The organism is Acinetobacter sp. SAAs474 (genome assembly GCF_032823475.1).
Taxonomy (GTDB): domain Bacteria; phylum Pseudomonadota; class Gammaproteobacteria; order Pseudomonadales; family Moraxellaceae; genus Acinetobacter.
Genome location: NZ_CP127915.1, coordinates 2071942 through 2092822, shown reverse-complemented (window position 1 = coordinate 2092822; position 20881 = coordinate 2071942). Strand labels below are relative to the sequence as shown.

Here is a 20881-nt window from a genome sequence, read left to right as displayed (position 1 = left end):
AAAATTAACCACATAGTGTTTTATTTATAGAACAATGAAAATATGGTAAATAAAATAAATATTATTTAAATTAACTATTTAACTTTTATTGACTGATAGTGATTTAAAATTCAGGTGTTATGATTAGGGTGTGAATTACGTAATCATAGAACAACAATGGCTATTTCATACTGACGATTAATTGTTATTGTCAGTTTAGTCATAAATAATGAATGAGAAAAATGATTTCAACCTTATACCCAATGCAATCTTAAGTCATCGATATTAGCCAATTGTTCATGATTTTAATCTGTTCATCTAAACCAAACATTGCTGTTTTTTTATTTAGATGAACTTTATAGATTTTAACAGTCTTATCAACAGCAAAATAGGCAATACCCACCTCAATGACATCGTTGCTATGATTCGACTATGTAAAATTAATCTTTATACAAGGATAATTTGCTTCTGACTACCATGTTACTTATCAGTTTCAAATAATGCCGCAACAAATGCTTTAGCAGAAAATGGACGTAAATCATCAATTTTTTCACCGACACCAATAAAGCGAATAGGCACATGTGTGCGACTCGCAATATTAAATAATACGCCACCCTTAGCAGTACCATCCAATTTAGTAATCGTAATGCCTGTTAAACCTACTGCCTCATCAAACAACTCAACTTGATTAATCGCATTTTGACCAGTTCCAGCATCGACAACAAGCATAACTTCATGCGGTGCTGTTGCATCAATTTTTTGCATCACTCGCTTTACTTTGGTTAACTCTTGCATTAAATGACTTTTATTATGCAAACGGCCTGCTGTATCTGCAATTAATACGTCAACACCTTTAGCACGAGCACTCTCAAATGCATCAAAAATGACAGATGCAGCATCTGCACCATGCCCTTGTGCAACAACTGCAATATTATTACGTTCACCCCATATTTGCAGTTGCTCTGTTGCTGCAGCTCTAAAGGTATCGCCTGCTGCCAACATGACTTTTTTACCTTCACCCTGTAAACGTTTTGCCAATTTACCAATGGTCGTCGTTTTCCCCACACCATTTACACCCACAACCAAAATCACATAGGGTGATTTATTTGGATCGATGTGTAATGGTTTAACACGAGGTGCCAACAAAGCAACTAACTCTTCTTGTAAAGCCTTATACAGTGAATGTGAATAAATAAGATCACCACGTGCTGTACGTTCAGTTAAATTGGCAATAATCGTTTTAGTCGCATCTACACCAATATCAGCAATGAGTAATTGTTCTTCTACTTCTTCAAGCAATTCATCATCAATTTCTTTACCACCAATTAAAATATTGACCATACCATCAGTAAAGTTTTTACGTGTTTTGGTCAATCCTTCTTTCATTCGACCGAAGAAACCTTTTTTAGATGGTTCTGATTCGGATTCTGCTGCTACGGTTGTTGGTGCAGCTGAACTTTCTTTTACTGGTGTTTCAACGATAGGGACATTTAACGAAGGTAAGTTCGGTAATGTGACATCATCATCTCCGATATCAGCATCAATCAAAAATTTGTTTTGCTCATTAGATTGCTGTTGCATGCCGAATCCTTGAAAAGCATAGCGTTAAAAACTTAAATTCTAGCATAAAGATTAAGACTTTTCTGAGTAATTCAAACAATCAGGCAGCTATAGCACGAGTTTAAGGCAATTATAACAACAGTGAGTTATTTTTATCTGATGAGTACATATTCATATTGTTGTCTAAGCTTGATCAGCAATACCTATCATGATCCAATTGATCAAGCTCACCAAACTAGGTATTGATTCAAGCAGCTATAAAATAAGTATTTCATTGCGAGTCAATCTAAGTTAAAAAATATATGATTTAAATCGATAACGATGAGATTAATCATGACTAATTATCTAATGATAATGCTGGAAGTTGTTTAGCACGATGCTTTTCATACTGTAATGCATGCATAAGCTTTAAATACTGCCCCATCGTAATTTGATCTTTAGCTAGCAAGGTCACTGCCATTTCTTGTGTATCTGCATAGTATGATTGCTGTGCAATGGCAGTAACATGTTGCTGTTGTTGAATAGTGATTGGATGTCGCAACGCAATTAACGACAAACTTAGAATAACAACAATAATGATAATAATTAAATAATTATAAACATCTTCAAGCTGAATTTTTGCTTTTAACTGCTGAATTGTATCAATTGCTTTATGCATAACTTACCTCTAATGAGATAGTTTAGGATGCAAAACCATTCGATACAAGCCTAATACTTGAGGAAACAGATAAAGTCAGTGCATTCATCTGCACTCAATATCCTTTTGCTATCATTAACTCATCAAACGATGGGCGAAGGTAAAATATAAAATCACTGCAATAATAGCCAATATGACAAAGATAAGTGCCAAATTGGCTTTTTCTGCTTCATGATGAGCATGTTGATGATCTTGCTCAGCCAGACGATAAAGCTCTTCAGTATAAATTTTATTAAACTTCTCACGATCAGCATCCGATAATTCATCCACAAATGTATCTAGTTGAAACTGCTGCTTTAATCCATATTCACCCAAATGAATATCTTGATGTAAGATGGCCTTATCTAACTGTTGATGATGATACTGTGCTAAAGCAATAACCTGTGAGGCCACTGGCGGAACATCCAATACAAATCCATCAATTGTTTTTGTCATTTCATCTACTCCAATTTTATTATTACATTAACTATTGTTATTAAAAAACTTGTTGTGTTTATCATCTATTCATTTAAACTGGTATTGATCAAAAAAGCAATAAGAGATAGTTGACATTTCTATCAAATTGTAATATTAGTTTAATAAGAAATTGGTAAGATGATAATTAGCCAAAAAAGTGGGCTAATGTAATAATTGAATCATAATTAAAATAAGGAGTAATATATGATTAATCAATTCTCTCAACATGATTTAGAACATGTTTATGCAAATGCAATTAATACCATTCAGTCAGAAATGAACTTTCTTGATGCGGTTAAACAGTTGGAAGATGTTGCTTTAGCAGGACATGGCAAAGCAGCGATGTTTTTAGCAGAACTTTATTATCAAGGTTTTCGCGTCGAAAAAGACTCGCTAAAGGCACAATACTGGCAAAACTTAGCCACATTACAAGCATAATCAAACGTCACCTCGGTGGCGTTTTTTTTATGCTGTTCAGTTATAAATATTTACGTTTTTAATCAAAGTGTAAACAAAGCTAGCGCCGAAATACATTACAATAACCCCCATCTAGCGTAGATAAGATGTAAATGGACTATGTTGAAGATTAATGATCTCCATCCCCTTCCCAAAGCTTATGCAATAAAAATTTCAATTTTGAAAATTTTAATGTACTCAGGAACACTGTGGGGGCTTTACCATCAGGGCTGGGCAATGACATCGGATCAAGATGATCATATCTTTCCCTTTTGGCTGACCAGTTTACAAGCAAAAAAATATGCCAAAAAATATTGGCCTAATTATTCACCACGTAAAATTACACCTGAAAATTTTCAGCAGGCATTATTACCAACACTGAAACGCTTAAATGCACTACCAACCCTGTATCATACCACGCATCGTTTTAAATTAACTTGTCATCAAATGGCATACTTTTTCTTTCATCCACCTATCAAAATAACCGAAGCTTAGATCACCTTAAAAAGCTTTAGTAATTGATAAAATATTTAATCTTAAAGTATTTTATTTTTCTCTCTTTCACGTTACTTTAAAGTGATTAACACAATAACAAAGATAGAGGAGCGCCAATGACAAATGTTGCATATGTTTTAAAAGATAAATCAAATTCGTCTATATTTACAGTTAAACCAACAGATACCGTATTATCTGCAATTCAATTGATGAGTGAAAAAATGATTGGTGCGGTGGTCGTGACTGATGCAGATCGTTTGGTCGGTATTCTTTCTGAACGAGATTATATGCGTAAAGTTATTCTGATGGAGCGTACATCTAAAGAAACACTGGTCCGTGACATTATGACGGCCGAGGTCATTACTGCATCGACTACAGATAGTGTAAAAACATGTCTAAACTTAATGACAGAAAAGCACTTACGTCATTTACCGGTAGTTGAAAATGAAACACTTATTGGTCTCATTTCTATTGGCGATCTTGTAAAAGCTATTATTGATGATCAAGAAAAATTGATTCATCAATTACAACAATATATCTCAGGTTAATATCAAACATCTCCCATCTTACTTTGCTAAATATCAGAGTAAGGAGGGAGATATCACATCATAATGCTTCATCGCTTAAAAATTAGTTTAAACCTAGTTTTTGAGCAACATAGTCTGCATCTTTATCACCACGACCCGAAACATTAACAACAATTTTAAGATTTTGAGCTAATTTAGGTGCCTCACGTATTGCCCATGCCACAGCATGAGAACTCTCTAATGCAGGTACAATTCCCTCGACCCGAGAAAGCATCATAAATGCATCTAAACACTCTTGATCAGTTGCAGTGGTATATTCAACACGACCTAAATCTTTTAATAAGCTATGCTGCGGTCCTACGCCTGGGTAATCCAAACCAGATGCAATCGAATGCACAGGGAGAGGTTGTCCTTGCTCATCTTCAAGCACATAACATGCCATACCGTGAATTTGACTCGGCTTTCCTAAGGTTAGTGTTGCAGAATGCATATTGGTATTTAAACCATGACCTGCAGGTTCAACACCGACTAAATGAACATCAGGCTCATTTAAAAATGCACTAAATGCACCCACAGCATTCGATCCACCACCGACACATGCCACAATATAATCTGGATTTTTACCAAAACGCTGCTGAGACTGTAATTTAATTTCATCACCAATAATGGCTTGAAAATCTCGAACCATCATCGGAAAAGGATGTGGACCAACCACTGAACCAATCGCATATATAAAATTCTTTGGATCTTTTAAATATTCTTCAAAAGCACTGTCTACTGCATCTTTTAATGTTGCAGTACCACGAGTAACCGCAATCAGATCAGCACCCAATATCTTCATTTTAACGACATTCGGATGCTCTTTTTCAATATCCACTTGCCCCATATGAATTTCACATGGAATACCCACTAAAGCACATGCTGTTGCTAAAGCAACACCATGTTGACCTGCACCTGTTTCTGCAATAATTTTAGTTTTTCCCATATATTTGGCTAATAAAGCTTCACCTAAACAATGGTTAATCTTATGTGCGCCGGTATGGTTTAAATCTTCACGCTTTAAATAAATTTGTGCACCGCCCAACTGATCAGATAGACGTTTTGCATAAAATAGCGGACTTGGACGTCCCACATAATGTGCAAATAATTCTGCTAATTCATTTTGAAATTCGGCTGTTTGACGAATTTTCGCATATGCATCATGAATTTCATCCATAGCCTGTTTTAAATCTGGTGGAATAAACTGTCCGCCATATTCACCAAAAAAACCATCTTCATTTGGTAAAGCAATACCATTAATTTGATGATCCATCATTCACCCCTGATTACAAAAGTAGTATTTTAAACTATTACTTAAATTATCGTGCTAAATACACCACCATCTCTTCAATCCCTTTTAAAGTCATAGGATACATATGGTTTTCAAAAATTGTTTGTATCATCTTGATGGTTTGTGTATAAGACCAATAAGACAATTGTTCTGGATTTAACCAAGCTGTTTTATCAAAATGTTCTCTTAAACGCTGTAACCAAATCTGCCCTGCTTCTTCATTCATATACTCAACAGAACCACCTATCGAGTTAAGCTCATAAGGTGCCATACTGGCATCTCCGACTATAATGACACGATAATCACGTGAATATGTATGCAAGAGATCTAAAGTATTGATCCGTGTTGCTGAACGACGAAGATTATCTGTCCATACATAATCATAGATACAATTATGAAAATAAAAATAATCTAAAGATTTAAACTCATTTTTAGCTGCACTAAAAAGTTGTTGACATTGTTCAATATAAGGATCCATAGAGCCGCCAACATCAAACAACATTAACACTTTTACACGATTACGGCGCTCAGCAATCAGTTGAATATCCAATATTCCTTGTTTTGCTGTTTCTCGAATTGTTGCGCCTATATCCAATTCTTCAGCTGCACCTTGTCGAGCAAATTTTCGCAATCGTCTTAATGCCATTTGCATTTGACGTGTCATTAAAATTTGCTCATCATCTAAATTACGATATTGCCGTTGTTCCCACACTTTAACTGCAGAACGCTTACGTCCAGGACCACCAATACGAATACCTTCCGGATGGTCACCATATGCACCAAAGGGAGATGTTCCCCCTGTACCGATCATACGATTTCCACCTTGATGTTTCTGATGTTGTTCTTGTAAGCGTTGTTGTAACATTTTCATTAATTCAGCCAAAGAGTCAGCTTTCTTTAATTGTTCTCGTTGTTGTTGGCTTAAATGTTTTTCTAATAATTCCAAATCAAACCAATCTTGAGGAAGTTGCTTTATATTTCGATATAAATCATCAAAATCGAGTGTGGATAAACCATCAAAATAATCTTTCATTGCACGATCAAATTTATCAAAATAACGTTCATCTTTGACCATGATGATTTTTGCTAATTGATAAAACTCAGTTTGATCTGCAAAAACAACTCCCTGAGCAATCGCCTGATTTAAATCAATTAATTCCTGAGTAGAAACCGGAACGCCATATTTTCTCAAGGTATATAATAACCGCACAAACATGGGCGTAACCTCCATTAACGGCGTGTCATAAATGCCAAACGCTCAAGTAATTGTACATCTTGCTCATTTTTCAGAAGTGCACCATATAAAGGAGGAATGACTTGAGCTGGATTACGTTGGTGTAATAAATTTTCCGACACTTCATCCACCATTAATAAACTTAACCAATCGATCAATTCAGATGTAGACGGAGGTTTTTTTAATCCAGGAACTTGGCGCAATTGAAAGAACACTTGCAAAGCCTCAGTCACCAATCTCTGTGCAATATGAGGGAAATGTACCTCAATAATCTCACGCATTGTTGCTTCGTCTGGAAACTCAATATAATGAAAGAAACAGCGTCTTAAAAATGCATCAGGTAACTCTTTTTCATTATTCGAGGTAATAATCACAATCGGTCTTTGAGTTGCTGTAATTGTTTCACCTGTTTCATAAACAAAAAAAGACATCTTATCTAATTCATGTAATAAATCATTAGGAAATTCAATATCAGCTTTATCAATTTCATCAATTAATAAAACGCAGCGCTCTGTGCTGGTAAATGCCGTCCATAATTTACCTGGCTGAATATAATTTTTAATATCATAAACACGATCATCCCCCAACTGACTGTCACGCAAACGAGAAACTGCATCATATTCATACAATCCTTGTTGCGCTTTTGTGGTTGATTTAATATGCCAGGTAATTAATTTCAGACCTAAACTTTGCGCAACCTGCTCAGCAAGCAATGTTTTTCCTGTACCTGGCTCACCTTTGACCAATAACGGTTTTTGTAAATGACGAGCAGCCTTTACTGCAAGTTTTAAACTGTCCGTAGCGATATATTGGGGCGTTCCAGCAAAATGTTGAGAATCGTATGACATGATCAATCCTTAAATCAAAGTGGCGGTAGTTTGTTGTTATTGTAATTGAGTTGTTGTTTTGCAGTATATTTAACCCAAGAATATGTCGCAATGGAAAGAATCGCAATCACGAATATAATCATGGCTAAATTTGACCAAATCAGCATGCTATCTTTGGTTAAAACACCAAAAAGCAAACCAAAGATTGCTGGGGCGATAGATGCATTATAGCCTTCAGATACAGTCGGTGTTAACAATAATGCAAATACAATAATGGTCGACATTCGACCGATAAATTTAGGCATACACTGCGCAATACCGTACCAACACCACAATACGATAAAGCTACCTAGACAATATACGGTGATCGCAATTATATCTTCTGGAATTGACTGAATATATGCTAAAAAACCTTCCATTAACTTCCCCCCATCTCAGCAGATTTATGCACCACGAAGACCTTCTGGTGCAACAGCATTAGGATTAATTAAACCTTCAGGTGGCATTTGAAGAAAAAAGCCTTTGGTTGCGATTGAGTCCATAACATGAAGTACATTCACACGAGCAAGCTTACGCGACTCATCCAGTTCTAATGCCATCACAAAAGTGGCACGTCCAAATGCTTGACGCATTGGCTCAGGCAATACGGCTAACGGATCTGTATCTTCAGTTTCACTTTCACGTTCTTCTGGACGTGCAATATAAAGATACATTTCATCTTTTTTACTTGATTTATAAATAGAACAAAACATATTGAAGTAACACTCATTAAAGATCAGATTAAGCATACAATAAAAAAAAGACGGGGACATTAAGCAAAGTTAACCTACCCGTCTAATTTAATTGTAAATCACCAAAGCACCTAATTGTTTGGCTTTTTTTTAAGCATTTTATTTATACAGATAAATCACCACCATTCTGACTCAGTGTCTGAATGAGTGGTTGAGTTAATAACGTATAACGCCATCCCAACAAATAGTGGGGTAAGTCTTGCTCATCTTGCTGAAACACCACGTGTTGATAAAGTGAATTTAACCATTTTTTACGTAACAGTACTTCACGCGGAATAGCGGTTTCATCCACTGCTTTTTGAATAATTGTTTCAATCTTATTTACCACGGCTGCTGTTGATGGTCGTATAGGACGTACTATTTTAGCTGGCCACTGTTCTTGTTCAGGTAAACACCTTAACAAATCCAAAATAATCTTGCCATAATCTCGAATAATATTGGGTCTGAGATTTTTAATGCTGGTTAACTGAAAATGATTTTTAGGATTCTTTTCGACCAAATCAATCATGGTCACGTTCTTGAGAATAAAACTACGCGGCTGATTTAAATGCTTGGCCATTTGTTCACGCCATACAGCCAGTTGTTGTAGCTGCATTAATTGACGACGTGAATGTCGATAATTGGCCACATCGCTATAAAGTAGCTCTGTTGGTGTTTCTTTACCAATTTCTTGTGCCAAATATTGGCAATCCTCTTCAACAAATCCCAATAATGATTTATCGATTAAACGTTTTTTAATCTCATCAGCCAATTGCATAATATAGACAACATCATTCGCTGCATATTGAAGTTGTTCAGTGGTTAAAGGTCTTGCTAACCAGTCAGAACGCGTTTGATCTTTTTCAATTTCAATATCTAAAATATTCTTTAATGCATTTTGATAGCTGACTTGTAGACCCTGCCCTAAAAATGACAGTGCCACCTGAGTATCAAAGACATTTTTCAGATGTTTACGCTTGGCGTAGTGATAAATCAAATCCAGATCCTCACTACATGCATGAAATACATTTTGCTGGGCATTAAATAGCCGCTGCCAAAATTCACTTAAATCCAACTTGGTTCCATCCAGTAAAAAAACTTTACCAGCGATATTAATTTGAAAAATACCAAGTTTAGGCCATAAGGTATCCACCTTAATAAACTCAGTATCTAAACCATAGACTGTGCATTGACTCATTAATGTGCATACATCATTAAAGTCAGATTGTTGATCAATAAATTGGAACATAACTACGAGATTTGTTTTTGATTTCTCTGTCGATATATTGTAATCAATAAATAGAATTTATCTATAAAAATATGAGTTATTTATTGTTTTATTAAGCCAATTTATGAAAAAAAAAATTATATTTGCCGTATTTCACGAAAAAAATAATGATAATGATATATCTTTTATAGCTAGAAGCTATTAAAAGATAATCATCAACCATATCTATAACAATGAAAGAAATTTATTTCATTCTCATTCGATTATAAAGTGCTTGGCTTAAGGTATGACTATCCACATATTCTAGTTCACCCCCTTGTGGCACGCCTTGTGCAATACGTGTCATTTGAACAGGTAGATGTTTGGCTGCTTCCAGCAAGTAATGTGCCGTTGCTTGTCCTTCCACTGTGGCATTGGTGGCTAAAATAACTTCTTTAATTTTACCCGCTGATAAACGCTGAATCAGATATGGGATACCAATTTCATCAGGTCCAATACCATCGAGTGGCGACAAATGCCCACCCAGCACATGATATTTTCCCTTAAAGCTACCACTTTGCTCAATAGCTAAAACATCTGATGGAGATTCCACCACACACAGTATTTGTTCATCACGATCCTCTGACAAACAAATATTGCATACTTTGGCTTCTGTGAGCGAATGGCAAACGCTACATTCATGAATATATGTTGTTGCTTCATATAAAGCCTCTGCCAAACGAATAGCGCCCTGTTTATTCTTCATTACTAAATTTAATGCCATACGTTGGGCCGATTTAGGCCCAACGCTTGGCAAAATTCGTAATGCATTGACCAACTGATCAAAACGATCACTAAACACAATCAGAATTCCTTAGAATAAACCTGCTAAACCAGGTGGCAATCCTGTACCTGCATTTGCTGCTTTCATACGTTCATCTGAGATCACTTCTGCTTGACGTGCAGCATCATTCATCGCTGCGGCAATTAAATCCTCAATCATCTCTGGATCATCCTGTAAAAGCTCAGGATTAATTTCAATACGCTTTACGACATTACGACAAGTCATGGTCACTTTGACCAAACCACCGCCAGCTTCAGCATGTACTTCTGTTTGCGCAAGTTCTTCTTTTGCTTTTTTAAGATTATTTTCCACTTCTTTTTGCATGCGCTGTGCTTGCTGCATTAACATATTAATATTCATAAATCACTCCAAACCAAACTTAAATAAGATCTAAACCACGAGAAATGTCAGCAATAATATCATCAATATCTTCTAAACCAACAGATAAACGAATAAGGCCTTCAGAAATTCCAGCCGCATCTTTTGCTTCTGGTGACAATTTGCCATGGGTCGTGGTTGCTGGATGAGTAATGGTAGACTTTACATCTCCCAAATTACCAGTAATAGAAATAAATTGTGTATGGTCTATCACCTTCCATGCAGCATCACGACCACCTTTAACTTCAAATGAAACAATACCACCAAAACCGGCTTGTTGCTGTTTCGCCAACAAATGACCTTTATGGGTCGCTAACCCAGCATAATATACTTGATCAACGCGAGGATGATTATTCAAGAATTCAGCTAGTTTTTGTGCATTCGCTGAATGTGCTTTCATCCGTAATGTTAAGGTTTCCAAACCTTTTAAAAATACCCAAGCATTAAAAGGACTCATTGAAGGTCCTGTGGTACGTACATAGCCAAAGACCTCCTCTAGCAATTGATGACGACCAAGCACAGCACCACCCAATGCACGTCCCTGACCATCTAGATATTTAGTTGCCGAGTAAACTACCAAATCTGCACCCAACTGAAGTGGTTTTTGTAATATTGGTGTACAAAAACTATTGTCAATCGCCAATAATGCATGATGTGCATGAGCAAGATCAGCTAAACGACGAATATCTGCAATTTCAGCCAATGGATTGGATGGTGTTTCAACAAATAATAATTTGGTATTTGGTTTGATTGCATTTTTCCACGCATCTAAATCAGTTAAATCCACGAAATCAACTGTCACAGCAAATTTAGCAATATATTTTTCAAATAATGAAACCGTAGAGCCAAATACTGCACGTGAACAAATAACATGATCGCCTGCTTTTAAAAAAGACATCGCAACAGCCATAATTGCAGCCATACCAGAACTGGTTGCCACTGCACGTTCTGCACCTTCTAATGCAGCGAGACGTTTCTCAAACATTGCAACGGTTGGGTTAGTAAAACGTGAATAAATATTACCTGGCACCTGACCTGAAAATTTTGCTGCTGCTTCAGCTGCGTTTTCATAAACAAATGAAGAGGTCAAGAAAATGGGTTCACCATGTTCACCCTCAAAACTACGGGTATGACCGGTACGAATTGCTAAAGTTTCTAATTGGTATTCAAGATCATCTTGCTGGCTCATTACGCGATTTCAACCGACTGGTTGCCTTTCATAAATAATTGTTAACATTTTGAGCGTCGAAGTCATTTCAGGTCAAGGCACAATGTTGTAATGTTGCATAGTATTTGTACAAACCCACCCTTGAGTTTAAAATTTATCTGATGATATTTTTTTTGATCAATACCATCATTTTTACAGATAAAAATATACATCCATAACAAATTAAATACCGCTTGTCCGATACAAAAGCAGCACTAAAACACTATCGATATGCTATCCATCATTAAAAAAGCTGGTTTTAATCATCAAACTACAGTTTTAAATAACACTAGCGCACAAGATACAACAGATTAAATCATTCTATTAATTTAATAAATTTGCAATAAAACCTTAATTGCAATGACTTATTTGTAATGAATACTGAGCCCCAAGATCGTTTACCCGTTGAATTCAACAACGCCTAAATGTTTAAGACGAAAACTTAAAGTCTTTTGGAGCAAACAATGAAAAAAGTATTATGTGCACTCACTGCTGGGGCAACACTAATGACACCAGTATTTGCATCTGCTGCAGATGTAAAAATCTATGGTCGTGCACATGTCTCTTTGGATTATTTAAATGACAGTCAGGATTATAAAGAAGTTGCATTATCTTCAAACTCTTCACGTTTAGGTTTTAAGGTCGAACAAAAATTACAAAATGATATGACCGCTTTTGCACAAATCGAATCGCAAATCAATTTTTCGAGTGGATCTGATGATGGTGATTCGGTAGATTTTTCAACACGCGATACATTTGTTGGGGTAAAAAGCAACTATGGACAGTTAAAAATAGGTCGTTTTGACAGCCCTTTTAAAGCTGCACGTGGTCCAATTAATTATTTTGGGGATATGGTTGGTGATTTACGTACCATCACACGTGCATATAACCATCGCTTTGATGAACGCAACCCCAATACCATTGAATATAAATCACCTGATTTTGCCAATGGCTTTAATGTAGTAGGTGCACTCTCTTTGCATAATGGCACGATGATTTATGATAAAGGTGATGAAAAAAATAATAAATCAAAAGCATATGATGTTGGACTAAATTATAAAAATAGTGTCATCAAAGCTGCTGCTGCATACGAACACTACCAAGAAGATGCTGATTCACAAGGCAAACGTAATGGATTCAGAGTTTCCGCAGAATATAAAGCGACGCCTAAACTCAACCTTGCTGGCTTTTATCAATACACAGCCTTAGACAACAAGAACCTAGAAAATTTATCGATTGCAAACCAAGTACGTAATGCTGATGCCAATGTATTTGGTATCGCGACAGACTACAAAATCACGGACAAAACATCCGTTCGCGGACAAGTTTTCTATCGTCATGTCGATGCAGATGATGCTAACTCAACCTTAATTGCAGCAGGCATTGAGCATAAGCTTGATCCAGCATTTCGTGTTTATGCCAACTTAGCAACAATGTTAAATGATCGTAATGCCAATTTAACACCATGGAACCAAGCACGAAGTAACAAAGCAGGTAGTACTCAAGGTGTAGATGCAACAGGTGAAAATCCTTTAGCACTGTCTTTAGGTATGCGTTACGATTTTTAATCCCTGCACCGTTAAATCCAGTATCATTATTTATCATTAAAAAACGACTTGGACCATTAAATCCAAGTCGTTTTTTTCCTCTATCAGTTCAATAGTTGCACTATCTATCTTTATAGGCATCTTATTCTTAATAAGAAACCAGCGATTACCAACGATATTTATTCCAATTTTCAGGATTTGCCCAGAATTTTGCATTTAACCAATCAGGTACCTGTTTATAGGTCAAAATATTAAACTGCCATAAATTAAAATGCTGCATATTTTGCTCATGATTAAGCAATGAGGTAAAACCCAAAGCTTTCAGCAATTGATCTTCATGATCTGCACCAATCACAATGATTCTTTTCACCCATAAATCTCGTAATTTAACCAGGCATTGACTTTTTTCCGCTACACCAAGAGATGCCATCTCTATACCATCCAACCAGACTAAAGCCAAGTCGTATCGCTGTGTAAAAGGCAGACTTAAAACCTCAGATACGCTAAAATGTTGCCATTGCATCAAGTGATGATCGTATTGTCCCATATGTTGTCCAATACATAATGCGGTCTTTACTGGCTGTTGTTGAAATAAATCGTCTAGCATAGAAGTGATGACATCGCGTTCAGCCATAACCGCATCCTTTTTTTAAGTGAGTATATTATGGAATTACAAGGCATTTGCCACAAAATGCGTGCAGGCCTAACCAATCTTAGTGTAACTGATCATCAGACCCAGCAGGCAAATGTTGAATACAAATTTATTTTAGACCGATCAGTATTTGAGCTTCCATTCAATTTAGGACAAGAAATTGAAATTGAATGGACTGGGCGGATATACTGTATTTCATGCGGCAGCAAAACCACAAAATCTTTCTCACAAGGCCATTGCTTTAAATGTTTTAAAACCAAAGCATCTTGTGACATGTGTATCATGAAGCCTGAAACATGCCACTATCATCTGGGTACCTGTCGTGAAGATCAATTTGCACATGAGGTATGTTTCCAACCCCATATTGTCTATCTAGCCAACTCAAGTGCACTCAAAGTAGGTATTACACGATTAGGACAGATGCCTACTCGCTGGTTAGATCAAGGAGCAACTCAAGCCCTACCTATCATGCAGGTGGGATCACGACGTCTATCTGGGCAGCTTGAAATCATGTTTGGTAGCCAAGTGGCAGATAAAACAGATTGGCGCAAGTTGCTTAAAGGTGAGGCTGAGCCGCTTGATTTAATTGCACAGAAAAATCAACTGCTGGATGAATTTTCTGGTCAAATTGAAGATATTCGTCAGAAATTTAATCAAGATTTAAACTTTAATGAAACCATTGAGATTCTAGACCACGAACCAGCACGTGAATTTATCTATCCGGTCAGACACTATCCAGACAAAATCAAATCTCATAATTTAGATAAAACACCAATCATACGTGGCAAATTAAATGGTATTAAAGGCCAATACCTACTACTAGATACGGGTGTCATTAATATTCGTAAATATACCGGCTATGAAATTAAAATCCGCACTGAATAAAATCATCATCCATGGTCAATAGTGTATCAGTTGCCACTGACTTACTCCCCCACTAAACCAAAGGTTATAGTGGAGGAGTTGTTGCTATCCATGCAATTAAATCAGTCTGATGTTCCAACAATGTGAGGAACTACCCCATGCCATATTTAAACCAATAATAGTTTTTTTATCAAAATAAAAGCCGCTTTATCAACTTATCATAAAGCGGCTTTTTTGTTGTTGATTCACTCGCGTAAATCACCTACAGCATCAGTCATTCTTTTTAATCTTCGCTTTAGATTTTAGATACTGGGTATATGCATCTAATTCTTGCTGACCTCTTAGCTCTTGATACAAACGTGTCACTTCTTGCTTTTGTTCTGCGGTTAATCCTTTTGCTGCATCATGATTAACGGCCGAAACACCAACAACAACTAACTCATTTGGTAATGATGTTGTCGCAATAGACCACATACCTGGTTTAGGTGTGCTTAAACTAAATGCAGTTTTTGAAATTTCACTCTTTAAACTCTCACGTGCAAGTGTTCCCACATTTTCAAAACGCAGCGCTGTACTTGCTAAAACTTTTGCAGCAGGCTCAGTTTTAAAAGCGTTTAAAGTTTTGCTGATATCCGCTCTAGCAGCATTTAAAGCTTTTTCTTCGATCAATTTATGTTTAACACGTGGCATTGCTTCTGCAAGAGTTTGAGTCCCTGCAGGGTGATATGCACGCACCTTCACCCAAACTACATGTCCATTTGCCAATTGAATACTTGCTGAAGCATTACGATCGCCATTTTTAACATCATCATTAAATAGTTTTACTTTAACATTTGGATCACTTAATACAGGATGTTGAGCTGCCAAAGAAAAACCTTTTACAGATTGAATTTTGCTGCCTTTTATTTCTTGAGATACTACATCTAATGCATCATTAGCAACCACAAGCTCATTTAAACCATTTACTGCATCTGCAAAAGCATTAGCAGATTTGGTTTGTATTAATTGCTGTGTCAATTCGGCTTTTTTACTGGCCAAAGATGGTAGTTGTAAAGCAGGTGCTGTTACTTGAATAATTTGGTAACCAAATTGAGTTTTAACGGGTTGAGAAACTTGACCAGACTTTAAGCTCGCAACAGTTTTATCAAATGCATCGCCAAAAAAACCTTTTTCATATGCAGATAATGTTCCACCTTTATTTTTAGAATCAGGATCTTCTGAATATTTTTGCGCGACGGCTGCAAAGCTTGCACCTTGATTTAATTCTGCATAGGCAGTATCAATCATTTTTTTGGCTTGTTCAGGCGTGCGTCCCTCTTCTGTCACTAAAATATGGCTCACTACAGGCTGAGCTTCTGCTTTTTGTGTTTCAACCCATTTTTGATAAGCCTGCTGTAATTCAGCATCAGTTACTGATAAATGATTAGTCGAACGCATACTCTCTGGAGATACTTCAATATAATCGACATCGACATTTTGCAATTGTTTAAATAATTGAGTATGTTTTTTATAGTAATTTTGAATATCTTCAGGCGTTAACTTAATATTTTGCTTATATTTATCTAAATTAATACTGGCTAAATGCAATGTGCGCTGTTCAGTCTGTAAATCGATAATCTGCTTTAAATCAGAAGAACTCACCAAAGTATAATTTAAAAATGTCGATGACAACATTTTTAAAGCATGATCTTGGCGAATATTGGCAATAAAAGTTTCACTATTTGGAAAACCTTGGGACTTTAAGTATTGTGCATACAATGCTTGTGAGAACTGGCCATTTTGTTGAAAGCTCGCTTGTTGCTCAATCATTTGTTTAATCTGCGCATCACTTAAAGAAATACCCAATTTCTTGGCCTCTTCCAGCAATAAAGTACGAGCAACCAACACCTCCAAAGCCTTATCACGAAGAAACGTTTGATTTAATAAGGTTTCATCACCCTGGGTATACTGTAAATATTGCTGTTTAAATGAATTTGTAAGTGTTTCTAGCTCTTTTTTAGAAATAGGCTGCCCGTTCACTGTTTCAACAGTATCTTTAGATTGACCGCCACTAAAATACCCCTCAATACCCACCAGTGCTAAAGGTGTTAAAAATAAGACGAGCAATACTTTGCCTAACCAACCCTTAATTAGTTTACGAAAAGATTCCATAAGTATTCCAACTTTTATTTTAGCGAGATTCTACCCGAAAACCAGCAATGAATGAATGCTTACACACACTTATTTATGCATTGTAATAAAAAACGCGCCATAAGGCGCGCTTCTGGACTATATAAAAGATTAAGCTACTGAATCTTTTAAACCTTTACCAGCTTTAAAACTTGGTACTTTGCTTGCTTTGATGTCTAAAGCAGCACCAGTTTGTGGATTACGACCTGTACGAGCAGCACGCTCTTTTACACTAAAAGTACCAAAACCGACCAGAGTAACAGTATCACCATTTTTTAAAGCTTCTGAAATTGAAGCAATTGTAGCATCCAACGCTTTACCAGCATCAGTCTTAGACAATCCCCCTTTTTCTGCAATAGCATCAATTAATTCTGATTTATTCATGAAAATTTCGTCCTCTTAATATCGTTTATTTAAGTAAGGTCCAAAGATTTAGTTTGAGTTACCGTAATGCCTTTATATCAATGCTTTGAGCATAAAAGCAATACTTAAGGTTCTCTTTTATACAAAATAAATGGAAAAAAAACACCTCATAAATATGAAATAATTGCTAAAGAATTATTTTGCTCTATTTTATTTTTGGTTTTTTATTTTTTATTTCATCTAAAAAATTTACTTTCATGCTTTATTTTTAAGATCTTTTGAATCTAAATACAACAGCAAAAAAGGATCTACTCCAATCGCTAAAGCACGATCATCATTCCACTGAAGGATTAAATTGTTTTTTACCCGTATATCTTGCACATCAATCATCATAGCTCAGTTCAAAAAAATCGAGATCTTATATAAAATATTAGAAACAAAACAAACACTTGGAATTAAATTTTCGCCAAATATCTACTTATTTTCTTGAACTTTATTTACAATAAAAACGTCACGCACAAAAACCTAACTAAAACTGGATTAAAATAACCAGTAATTACGCTATACACGGATATTCTTCCCAAAAAATAAAACATTTACACAATAACTCTGAACCGTTGTTGTTAGGATTGTAATACATCAAAAAAAGAGCGTATTTGTTATTTTATCTGCTCAATTGTTTATTTAAAGCGCACTTGTTTAAAAAAAAAGGAATTAAGTGAATAATAACAAATCTACCACTTGCACCTTTGACAAAACTATTCTACAAAGCACTAATATTTATTTTTTGTCCGGAATGATGCATAACTTTGGGCGATTTTTGAGTTTAAAGGAATTTTTATGAGCGATTCACAACAACAACAAAAGTCAAATATACTATTAACCACTTGTTTAATTGTCATTGAGTCTGTTTTTACCTTTGTGCTAAAACATGATCAAGTGATTGCATTACAAGCAAAAAACTTTATTGATAATAAAATTACTCTCAAAATTAATAGCTATATTCCATATTTTGATTTTTATGTTCAATTTGAAGAACATGGCATCTTATTCGATATTGAGCCTCCAGCCAAAGCAATTGATCTGGATATCCGCACCACCTTGATGGATTTAATTCAAATTGTGGCTTTTGGCAATAAGCGCAGTATCCGAACATTAAGAATTGATGGTGATAAAATCCTTGCGGATCAATTTAAAGATCTTATCTTATTATTTAGTTTTCCTCACGTCATATCAGACTGGAAGCAATGGTTTAGCAAACAAAATGAGCCAGAGCATATTCATAGTTCTAAAAAGCGGGTCAGTACACTGTTGCAAAAAATTGATCTACAACGCTCTAAAATCAACACATTACAAACAGAGTTAATTCAATATAAAAACCGAATTCGTCGTCTACAACGCAATCAAAAACGATTAAACATTAGCTTTTTAACGATCATAGTGATTCTCATAGCATTATTAATGTATACTACTTTCTAAGCCAATCAAAAATTGGCTTAATTTTATTCTTTAGATCCTCATAAAAAAACTTGACTAATTTAGTCAGGATTCTTAAAATCAATTCATCTAGTCTAACCTTGTGTATCGAATCATGCGCTTAACCACTCGCGGTCGCTACGCAGTGACTGCTCTACTTGACTTAGCTTTGCAGCCAACTGAACAAACGATCACCTTAGCCGAAATTGCAGCTCGACAAACAATTTCTGTTGCCTATTTAGAGCAACTTTTTGCAAAACTTAAGCGACACGGTTTAGTTTCAAGCATTCGTGGTGCAAATGGTGGATACCATCTTGCACGAAATGCGCATGACATCACAATGTTAGAAATTATTGAAGCTGTAAATGAAACTGTCGATGCAACACGTTGTGACCATAAAGGTAATTGCCAAAATGGCGCGATGTGTTTAACGCACGATTTATGGCAAGATCTCTCCAACCACATTGCCGATTATTTAGCGAATATTACATTAGCTGATCTTGTTGCACGTGACAACGTTCAAACTGTTGCCATACGTCAAAACTCAGCTCCATCAGATTCAGACTTATTATCGGTTAAAGGTATTTGACATGAAACGCCCAATTTATCTTGATTATGCAGCAACAACTCCTGTAGATCCTCTCGTTGCAGAACGAATGATGGAGTGTTTAACTTTTGACGGTACTTTTGGTAATGCGGCTTCTCGTTCTCATGCATACGGTTGGCAAGCAGAAGAAAAAGTTGAATATGCACGTGAGCAAGTTGCAAACCTAATTAAAGCTGATCCACGTGAAATCGTCTGGACCTCTGGTGCAACTGAGTCGGATAACTTAGCACTAAAAGGTGTTGCACAGTTTTATGCGTCTAAAGGCAAACACATCATCACCAGTAAAATTGAACATAAAGCAATTTTAGATACGTGTCGTGAGCTAGAAGCAGAAGGGTTTGAAATTACCTATCTTGAACCCCAACCACAAACAGGACTAATTACACCTGAAATGGTTGAAGCTGCGATTCGTCCAGATACAATCCTCGTTTCGCTAATGATGGTTAATAATGAAATTGGTAGCATTACCGATGTAACTGCAATCGGTGAAATCACACGTGCCAATAAAGTATTTTTCCATGTCGATGCGGCTCAAGCAGCGGGTAAAGTTGACATTGATCTTTCGACAATGAAAGTAGATTTAATGAGTTTCTCTGCTCATAAAATTTATGGCCCTAAAGGGATTGGTGCATTGTTTGTACGTCGTTCACCACGTGTACGCCTAAAAGCACAAATGCATGGTGGCGGTCATGAACGTGGTATGCGCTCAGGAACTTTAGCAACGCATCAAATCGTAGGTATGGGCGAAGCATTTGAACTTGCAGGTAAAAATCTGGAAGCTGAGCAACAACGTATTCGTATACTACGTGATAAACTCTGGAATGGCTTACAAGATCTAGAACAAGTCTTTTTAAATGGTCATCCGACTTATAATGTTGCTAACTATTTAAATGTCAGCTTCAATTTTGTTGAAGGTGAATCATTAATGATGGCACTCAAAGACGTTGCCGTGTCTTCAGGTTCTGCATGTACATCCGCAACATTAGAACCATCTTACGTACTGCGTGCGCTAGGTTTAACTGATGAACTGGCACATAGCTCAATTCGATTTAGTTTTGGTAAATACACCACTGAAGCAGATATCGATCATGTCTTAGAGGTGACCAAAGCAGCAGTTGAAAAATTACGTGAACTATCTCCTCTTTGGGATATGTACAAAGAAGGTATTGACCTTTCAACTGTTGAATGGGCTGAGCACTAAAACACTGTACGAAGATCGTTTTAGACATAAAGCTA

At 36.1% G+C, this 20881-nt stretch carries 24 protein-coding genes; 8 read left to right on the top strand and 16 right to left on the bottom strand.

Annotated features, from left to right (window positions below; all coding sequences use genetic code 11):
- Positions 1-459: 459 nt before the first annotated feature.
- The 3 genes from ftsY to QSG86_RS10610 form a co-directional block, all read right to left on the bottom strand.
- Positions 460-1560, bottom strand: a complete 1101-nt coding sequence (ftsY, locus tag QSG86_RS10620; protein ID WP_317031467.1) for a signal recognition particle-docking protein FtsY — start codon at positions 1558-1560, stop codon at positions 460-462.
- 316 nt (positions 1561-1876) lie between these two features.
- Positions 1877-2197 carry a hypothetical protein gene (locus QSG86_RS10615; RefSeq protein WP_317031466.1) on the bottom strand — a complete coding sequence of 107 codons (321 nt, stop codon included), beginning with the start codon at positions 2195-2197 and terminating at the stop codon, positions 1877-1879.
- Between the two features lie 114 nt (positions 2198-2311).
- Positions 2312-2671, bottom strand: coding sequence for a hypothetical protein (locus tag QSG86_RS10610; RefSeq protein WP_317031465.1), 360 nt, complete (start codon positions 2669-2671; stop codon positions 2312-2314).
- A 225-nt stretch (positions 2672-2896) separates the two neighbouring features.
- Here QSG86_RS10610 and QSG86_RS10605 point away from each other — a divergent pair, with 225 nt between their 5' ends.
- From QSG86_RS10605 to QSG86_RS10595, 3 genes are all read left to right on the top strand, one after another.
- Positions 2897-3130: a hypothetical protein gene (locus QSG86_RS10605; protein WP_317031464.1), complete on the top strand. Its 234-nt coding sequence runs from the start codon at positions 2897-2899 to the stop codon at positions 3128-3130.
- A gap of 138 nt (positions 3131-3268) precedes the next feature.
- Positions 3269-3643, top strand: a complete 375-nt coding sequence (locus QSG86_RS10600; RefSeq protein ID WP_317031463.1) for a DUF2750 domain-containing protein — start codon at positions 3269-3271, stop codon at positions 3641-3643.
- A gap of 116 nt (positions 3644-3759) precedes the next feature.
- Positions 3760-4191, top strand: a complete 432-nt coding sequence (locus QSG86_RS10595; protein ID WP_317031462.1) for a CBS domain-containing protein — start codon at positions 3760-3762, stop codon at positions 4189-4191.
- Between the two features lie 82 nt (positions 4192-4273).
- On the opposite strand, the gene trpB is transcribed toward QSG86_RS10595, so the two are convergent.
- The 9 genes from trpB to QSG86_RS10550 form a co-directional block, all read right to left on the bottom strand.
- Positions 4274-5482, bottom strand: coding sequence for a tryptophan synthase subunit beta (gene trpB / locus QSG86_RS10590; RefSeq protein ID WP_317032553.1), 1209 nt, complete (start codon positions 5480-5482; stop codon positions 4274-4276).
- A gap of 46 nt (positions 5483-5528) precedes the next feature.
- Positions 5529-6716 (bottom strand): vWA domain-containing protein, encoded by a 1188-nt coding sequence (locus QSG86_RS10585; RefSeq protein WP_317031461.1) that lies wholly within the window; start codon positions 6714-6716, stop codon positions 5529-5531.
- A 14-nt stretch (positions 6717-6730) separates the two neighbouring features.
- Positions 6731-7582: a MoxR family ATPase gene (locus QSG86_RS10580; protein ID WP_317031460.1), complete on the bottom strand. Its 852-nt coding sequence runs from the start codon at positions 7580-7582 to the stop codon at positions 6731-6733.
- Between the two features lie 14 nt (positions 7583-7596).
- Positions 7597-7980 (bottom strand): hypothetical protein, encoded by a 384-nt coding sequence (locus QSG86_RS10575; RefSeq protein WP_317031459.1) that lies wholly within the window; start codon positions 7978-7980, stop codon positions 7597-7599.
- Between the two features lie 24 nt (positions 7981-8004).
- Positions 8005-8313 (bottom strand): YcgL domain-containing protein, encoded by a 309-nt coding sequence (locus QSG86_RS10570; protein WP_317031458.1) that lies wholly within the window; start codon positions 8311-8313, stop codon positions 8005-8007.
- Positions 8314-8455: 142 nt separating this feature from the next.
- The gene (locus QSG86_RS10565) at positions 8456-9580 is read right to left on the bottom strand and encodes a ribonuclease D (RefSeq protein ID WP_317031457.1); all 1125 of its coding nucleotides are present in this window, start codon (positions 9578-9580) and stop codon (positions 8456-8458) included.
- Between the two features lie 223 nt (positions 9581-9803).
- Positions 9804-10400: a recombination mediator RecR gene (recR, locus tag QSG86_RS10560; RefSeq protein ID WP_317031456.1), complete on the bottom strand. Its 597-nt coding sequence runs from the start codon at positions 10398-10400 to the stop codon at positions 9804-9806.
- Positions 10401-10412: 12 nt separating this feature from the next.
- Positions 10413-10742, bottom strand: a complete 330-nt coding sequence (locus QSG86_RS10555; protein ID WP_317031455.1) for a YbaB/EbfC family nucleoid-associated protein — start codon at positions 10740-10742, stop codon at positions 10413-10415.
- A gap of 19 nt (positions 10743-10761) precedes the next feature.
- Positions 10762-11949 carry an O-succinylhomoserine sulfhydrylase gene (locus QSG86_RS10550; protein WP_317031454.1) on the bottom strand — a complete coding sequence of 396 codons (1188 nt, stop codon included), beginning with the start codon at positions 11947-11949 and terminating at the stop codon, positions 10762-10764.
- Between the two features lie 482 nt (positions 11950-12431).
- Here QSG86_RS10550 and QSG86_RS10545 point away from each other — a divergent pair, with 482 nt between their 5' ends.
- Positions 12432-13535: a porin gene (locus QSG86_RS10545; RefSeq protein ID WP_317031453.1), complete on the top strand. Its 1104-nt coding sequence runs from the start codon at positions 12432-12434 to the stop codon at positions 13533-13535.
- A 145-nt stretch (positions 13536-13680) separates the two neighbouring features.
- Here QSG86_RS10545 and QSG86_RS10540 read toward each other — a convergent pair whose 3' ends face one another.
- A complete protein-coding gene (locus QSG86_RS10540; RefSeq protein ID WP_317031452.1) occupies positions 13681-14148 on the bottom strand; it encodes a DUF6231 family protein in 468 nt (155 codons plus the stop codon).
- 30 nt (positions 14149-14178) lie between these two features.
- Between QSG86_RS10540 and QSG86_RS10535 the strand changes: the two genes are divergently transcribed.
- Positions 14179-15051 (top strand): DUF2797 domain-containing protein, encoded by an 873-nt coding sequence (locus QSG86_RS10535; protein ID WP_317031451.1) that lies wholly within the window; start codon positions 14179-14181, stop codon positions 15049-15051.
- Between the two features lie 249 nt (positions 15052-15300).
- On the opposite strand, the gene QSG86_RS10530 is transcribed toward QSG86_RS10535, so the two are convergent.
- The 3 genes from QSG86_RS10530 to QSG86_RS10520 all read right to left on the bottom strand — a co-directional run bounded on the left by QSG86_RS10530 (position 15301) and on the right by QSG86_RS10520 (position 17955).
- Positions 15301-17181, bottom strand: coding sequence for a SurA N-terminal domain-containing protein (locus tag QSG86_RS10530; RefSeq protein WP_317031450.1), 1881 nt, complete (start codon positions 17179-17181; stop codon positions 15301-15303).
- A gap of 129 nt (positions 17182-17310) precedes the next feature.
- Positions 17311-17583 (bottom strand): HU family DNA-binding protein, encoded by a 273-nt coding sequence (locus QSG86_RS10525; RefSeq protein WP_317031449.1) that lies wholly within the window; start codon positions 17581-17583, stop codon positions 17311-17313.
- A 234-nt stretch (positions 17584-17817) separates the two neighbouring features.
- The gene (locus QSG86_RS10520) at positions 17818-17955 is read right to left on the bottom strand and encodes a hypothetical protein (RefSeq protein WP_317031448.1); all 138 of its coding nucleotides are present in this window, start codon (positions 17953-17955) and stop codon (positions 17818-17820) included.
- A 447-nt stretch (positions 17956-18402) separates the two neighbouring features.
- Between QSG86_RS10520 and QSG86_RS10515 the strand changes: the two genes are divergently transcribed.
- From QSG86_RS10515 to QSG86_RS10505, 3 genes are all read left to right on the top strand, one after another.
- On the top strand, positions 18403-19041 hold the full coding sequence (locus QSG86_RS10515) for a hypothetical protein (RefSeq protein ID WP_317031447.1): 639 nt from the start codon (positions 18403-18405) through the stop codon (positions 19039-19041).
- 112 nt (positions 19042-19153) lie between these two features.
- On the top strand, positions 19154-19627 hold the full coding sequence (locus tag QSG86_RS10510) for an Rrf2 family transcriptional regulator (RefSeq protein WP_317031446.1): 474 nt from the start codon (positions 19154-19156) through the stop codon (positions 19625-19627).
- 1 nt (position 19628) lies between these two features.
- The gene (locus QSG86_RS10505; RefSeq protein WP_317031445.1) at positions 19629-20846 is read left to right on the top strand and encodes an IscS subfamily cysteine desulfurase; all 1218 of its coding nucleotides are present in this window, start codon (positions 19629-19631) and stop codon (positions 20844-20846) included.
- Positions 20847-20881 lie beyond the last annotated feature (35 nt).

What these genes read in the sequence shown, in the direction of transcription:
- ftsY (WP_317031467.1), bottom strand. Translation starts at nt 1,560, where the DNA reads ATGCAACAGCAATCTAATGAGCAAAACAAATTTTTGATTGATGCTGAT.
- QSG86_RS10615 (WP_317031466.1), bottom strand. Translation starts at nt 2,197, where the DNA reads ATGCATAAAGCAATTGATACAATTCAGCAGTTAAAAGCAAAAATTCAG.
- QSG86_RS10610 (WP_317031465.1), bottom strand. Translation starts at nt 2,671, where the DNA reads ATGACAAAAACAATTGATGGATTTGTATTGGATGTTCCGCCAGTGGCC.
- QSG86_RS10605 (WP_317031464.1), top strand. Translation starts at nt 2,897, where the DNA reads ATGATTAATCAATTCTCTCAACATGATTTAGAACATGTTTATGCAAAT.
- QSG86_RS10600 (WP_317031463.1), top strand. Translation starts at nt 3,269, where the DNA reads ATGTTGAAGATTAATGATCTCCATCCCCTTCCCAAAGCTTATGCAATA.
- QSG86_RS10595 (WP_317031462.1), top strand. Translation starts at nt 3,760, where the DNA reads ATGACAAATGTTGCATATGTTTTAAAAGATAAATCAAATTCGTCTATA.
- trpB (WP_317032553.1), bottom strand. Translation starts at nt 5,482, where the DNA reads ATGGATCATCAAATTAATGGTATTGCTTTACCAAATGAAGATGGTTTT.
- QSG86_RS10585 (WP_317031461.1), bottom strand. Translation starts at nt 6,716, where the DNA reads ATGTTTGTGCGGTTATTATATACCTTGAGAAAATATGGCGTTCCGGTT.
- QSG86_RS10580 (WP_317031460.1), bottom strand. Translation starts at nt 7,582, where the DNA reads ATGTCATACGATTCTCAACATTTTGCTGGAACGCCCCAATATATCGCT.
- QSG86_RS10575 (WP_317031459.1), bottom strand. Translation starts at nt 7,980, where the DNA reads ATGGAAGGTTTTTTAGCATATATTCAGTCAATTCCAGAAGATATAATT.
- QSG86_RS10570 (WP_317031458.1), bottom strand. Translation starts at nt 8,313, where the DNA reads ATGTTTTGTTCTATTTATAAATCAAGTAAAAAAGATGAAATGTATCTT.
- QSG86_RS10565 (WP_317031457.1), bottom strand. Translation starts at nt 9,580, where the DNA reads ATGTTCCAATTTATTGATCAACAATCTGACTTTAATGATGTATGCACA.
- QSG86_RS10555 (WP_317031455.1), bottom strand. Translation starts at nt 10,742, where the DNA reads ATGAATATTAATATGTTAATGCAGCAAGCACAGCGCATGCAAAAAGAA.
- QSG86_RS10550 (WP_317031454.1), bottom strand. Translation starts at nt 11,949, where the DNA reads ATGAGCCAGCAAGATGATCTTGAATACCAATTAGAAACTTTAGCAATT.
- QSG86_RS10545 (WP_317031453.1), top strand. Translation starts at nt 12,432, where the DNA reads ATGAAAAAAGTATTATGTGCACTCACTGCTGGGGCAACACTAATGACA.
- QSG86_RS10540 (WP_317031452.1), bottom strand. Translation starts at nt 14,148, where the DNA reads ATGGCTGAACGCGATGTCATCACTTCTATGCTAGACGATTTATTTCAA.
- QSG86_RS10535 (WP_317031451.1), top strand. Translation starts at nt 14,179, where the DNA reads ATGGAATTACAAGGCATTTGCCACAAAATGCGTGCAGGCCTAACCAAT.
- QSG86_RS10530 (WP_317031450.1), bottom strand. Translation starts at nt 17,181, where the DNA reads ATGGAATCTTTTCGTAAACTAATTAAGGGTTGGTTAGGCAAAGTATTG.
- QSG86_RS10525 (WP_317031449.1), bottom strand. Translation starts at nt 17,583, where the DNA reads ATGAATAAATCAGAATTAATTGATGCTATTGCAGAAAAAGGGGGATTG.
- QSG86_RS10520 (WP_317031448.1), bottom strand. Translation starts at nt 17,955, where the DNA reads ATGATGATTGATGTGCAAGATATACGGGTAAAAAACAATTTAATCCTT.
- QSG86_RS10515 (WP_317031447.1), top strand. Translation starts at nt 18,403, where the DNA reads ATGAGCGATTCACAACAACAACAAAAGTCAAATATACTATTAACCACT.
- QSG86_RS10510 (WP_317031446.1), top strand. Translation starts at nt 19,154, where the DNA reads ATGCGCTTAACCACTCGCGGTCGCTACGCAGTGACTGCTCTACTTGAC.
- QSG86_RS10505 (WP_317031445.1), top strand. Translation starts at nt 19,629, where the DNA reads ATGAAACGCCCAATTTATCTTGATTATGCAGCAACAACTCCTGTAGAT.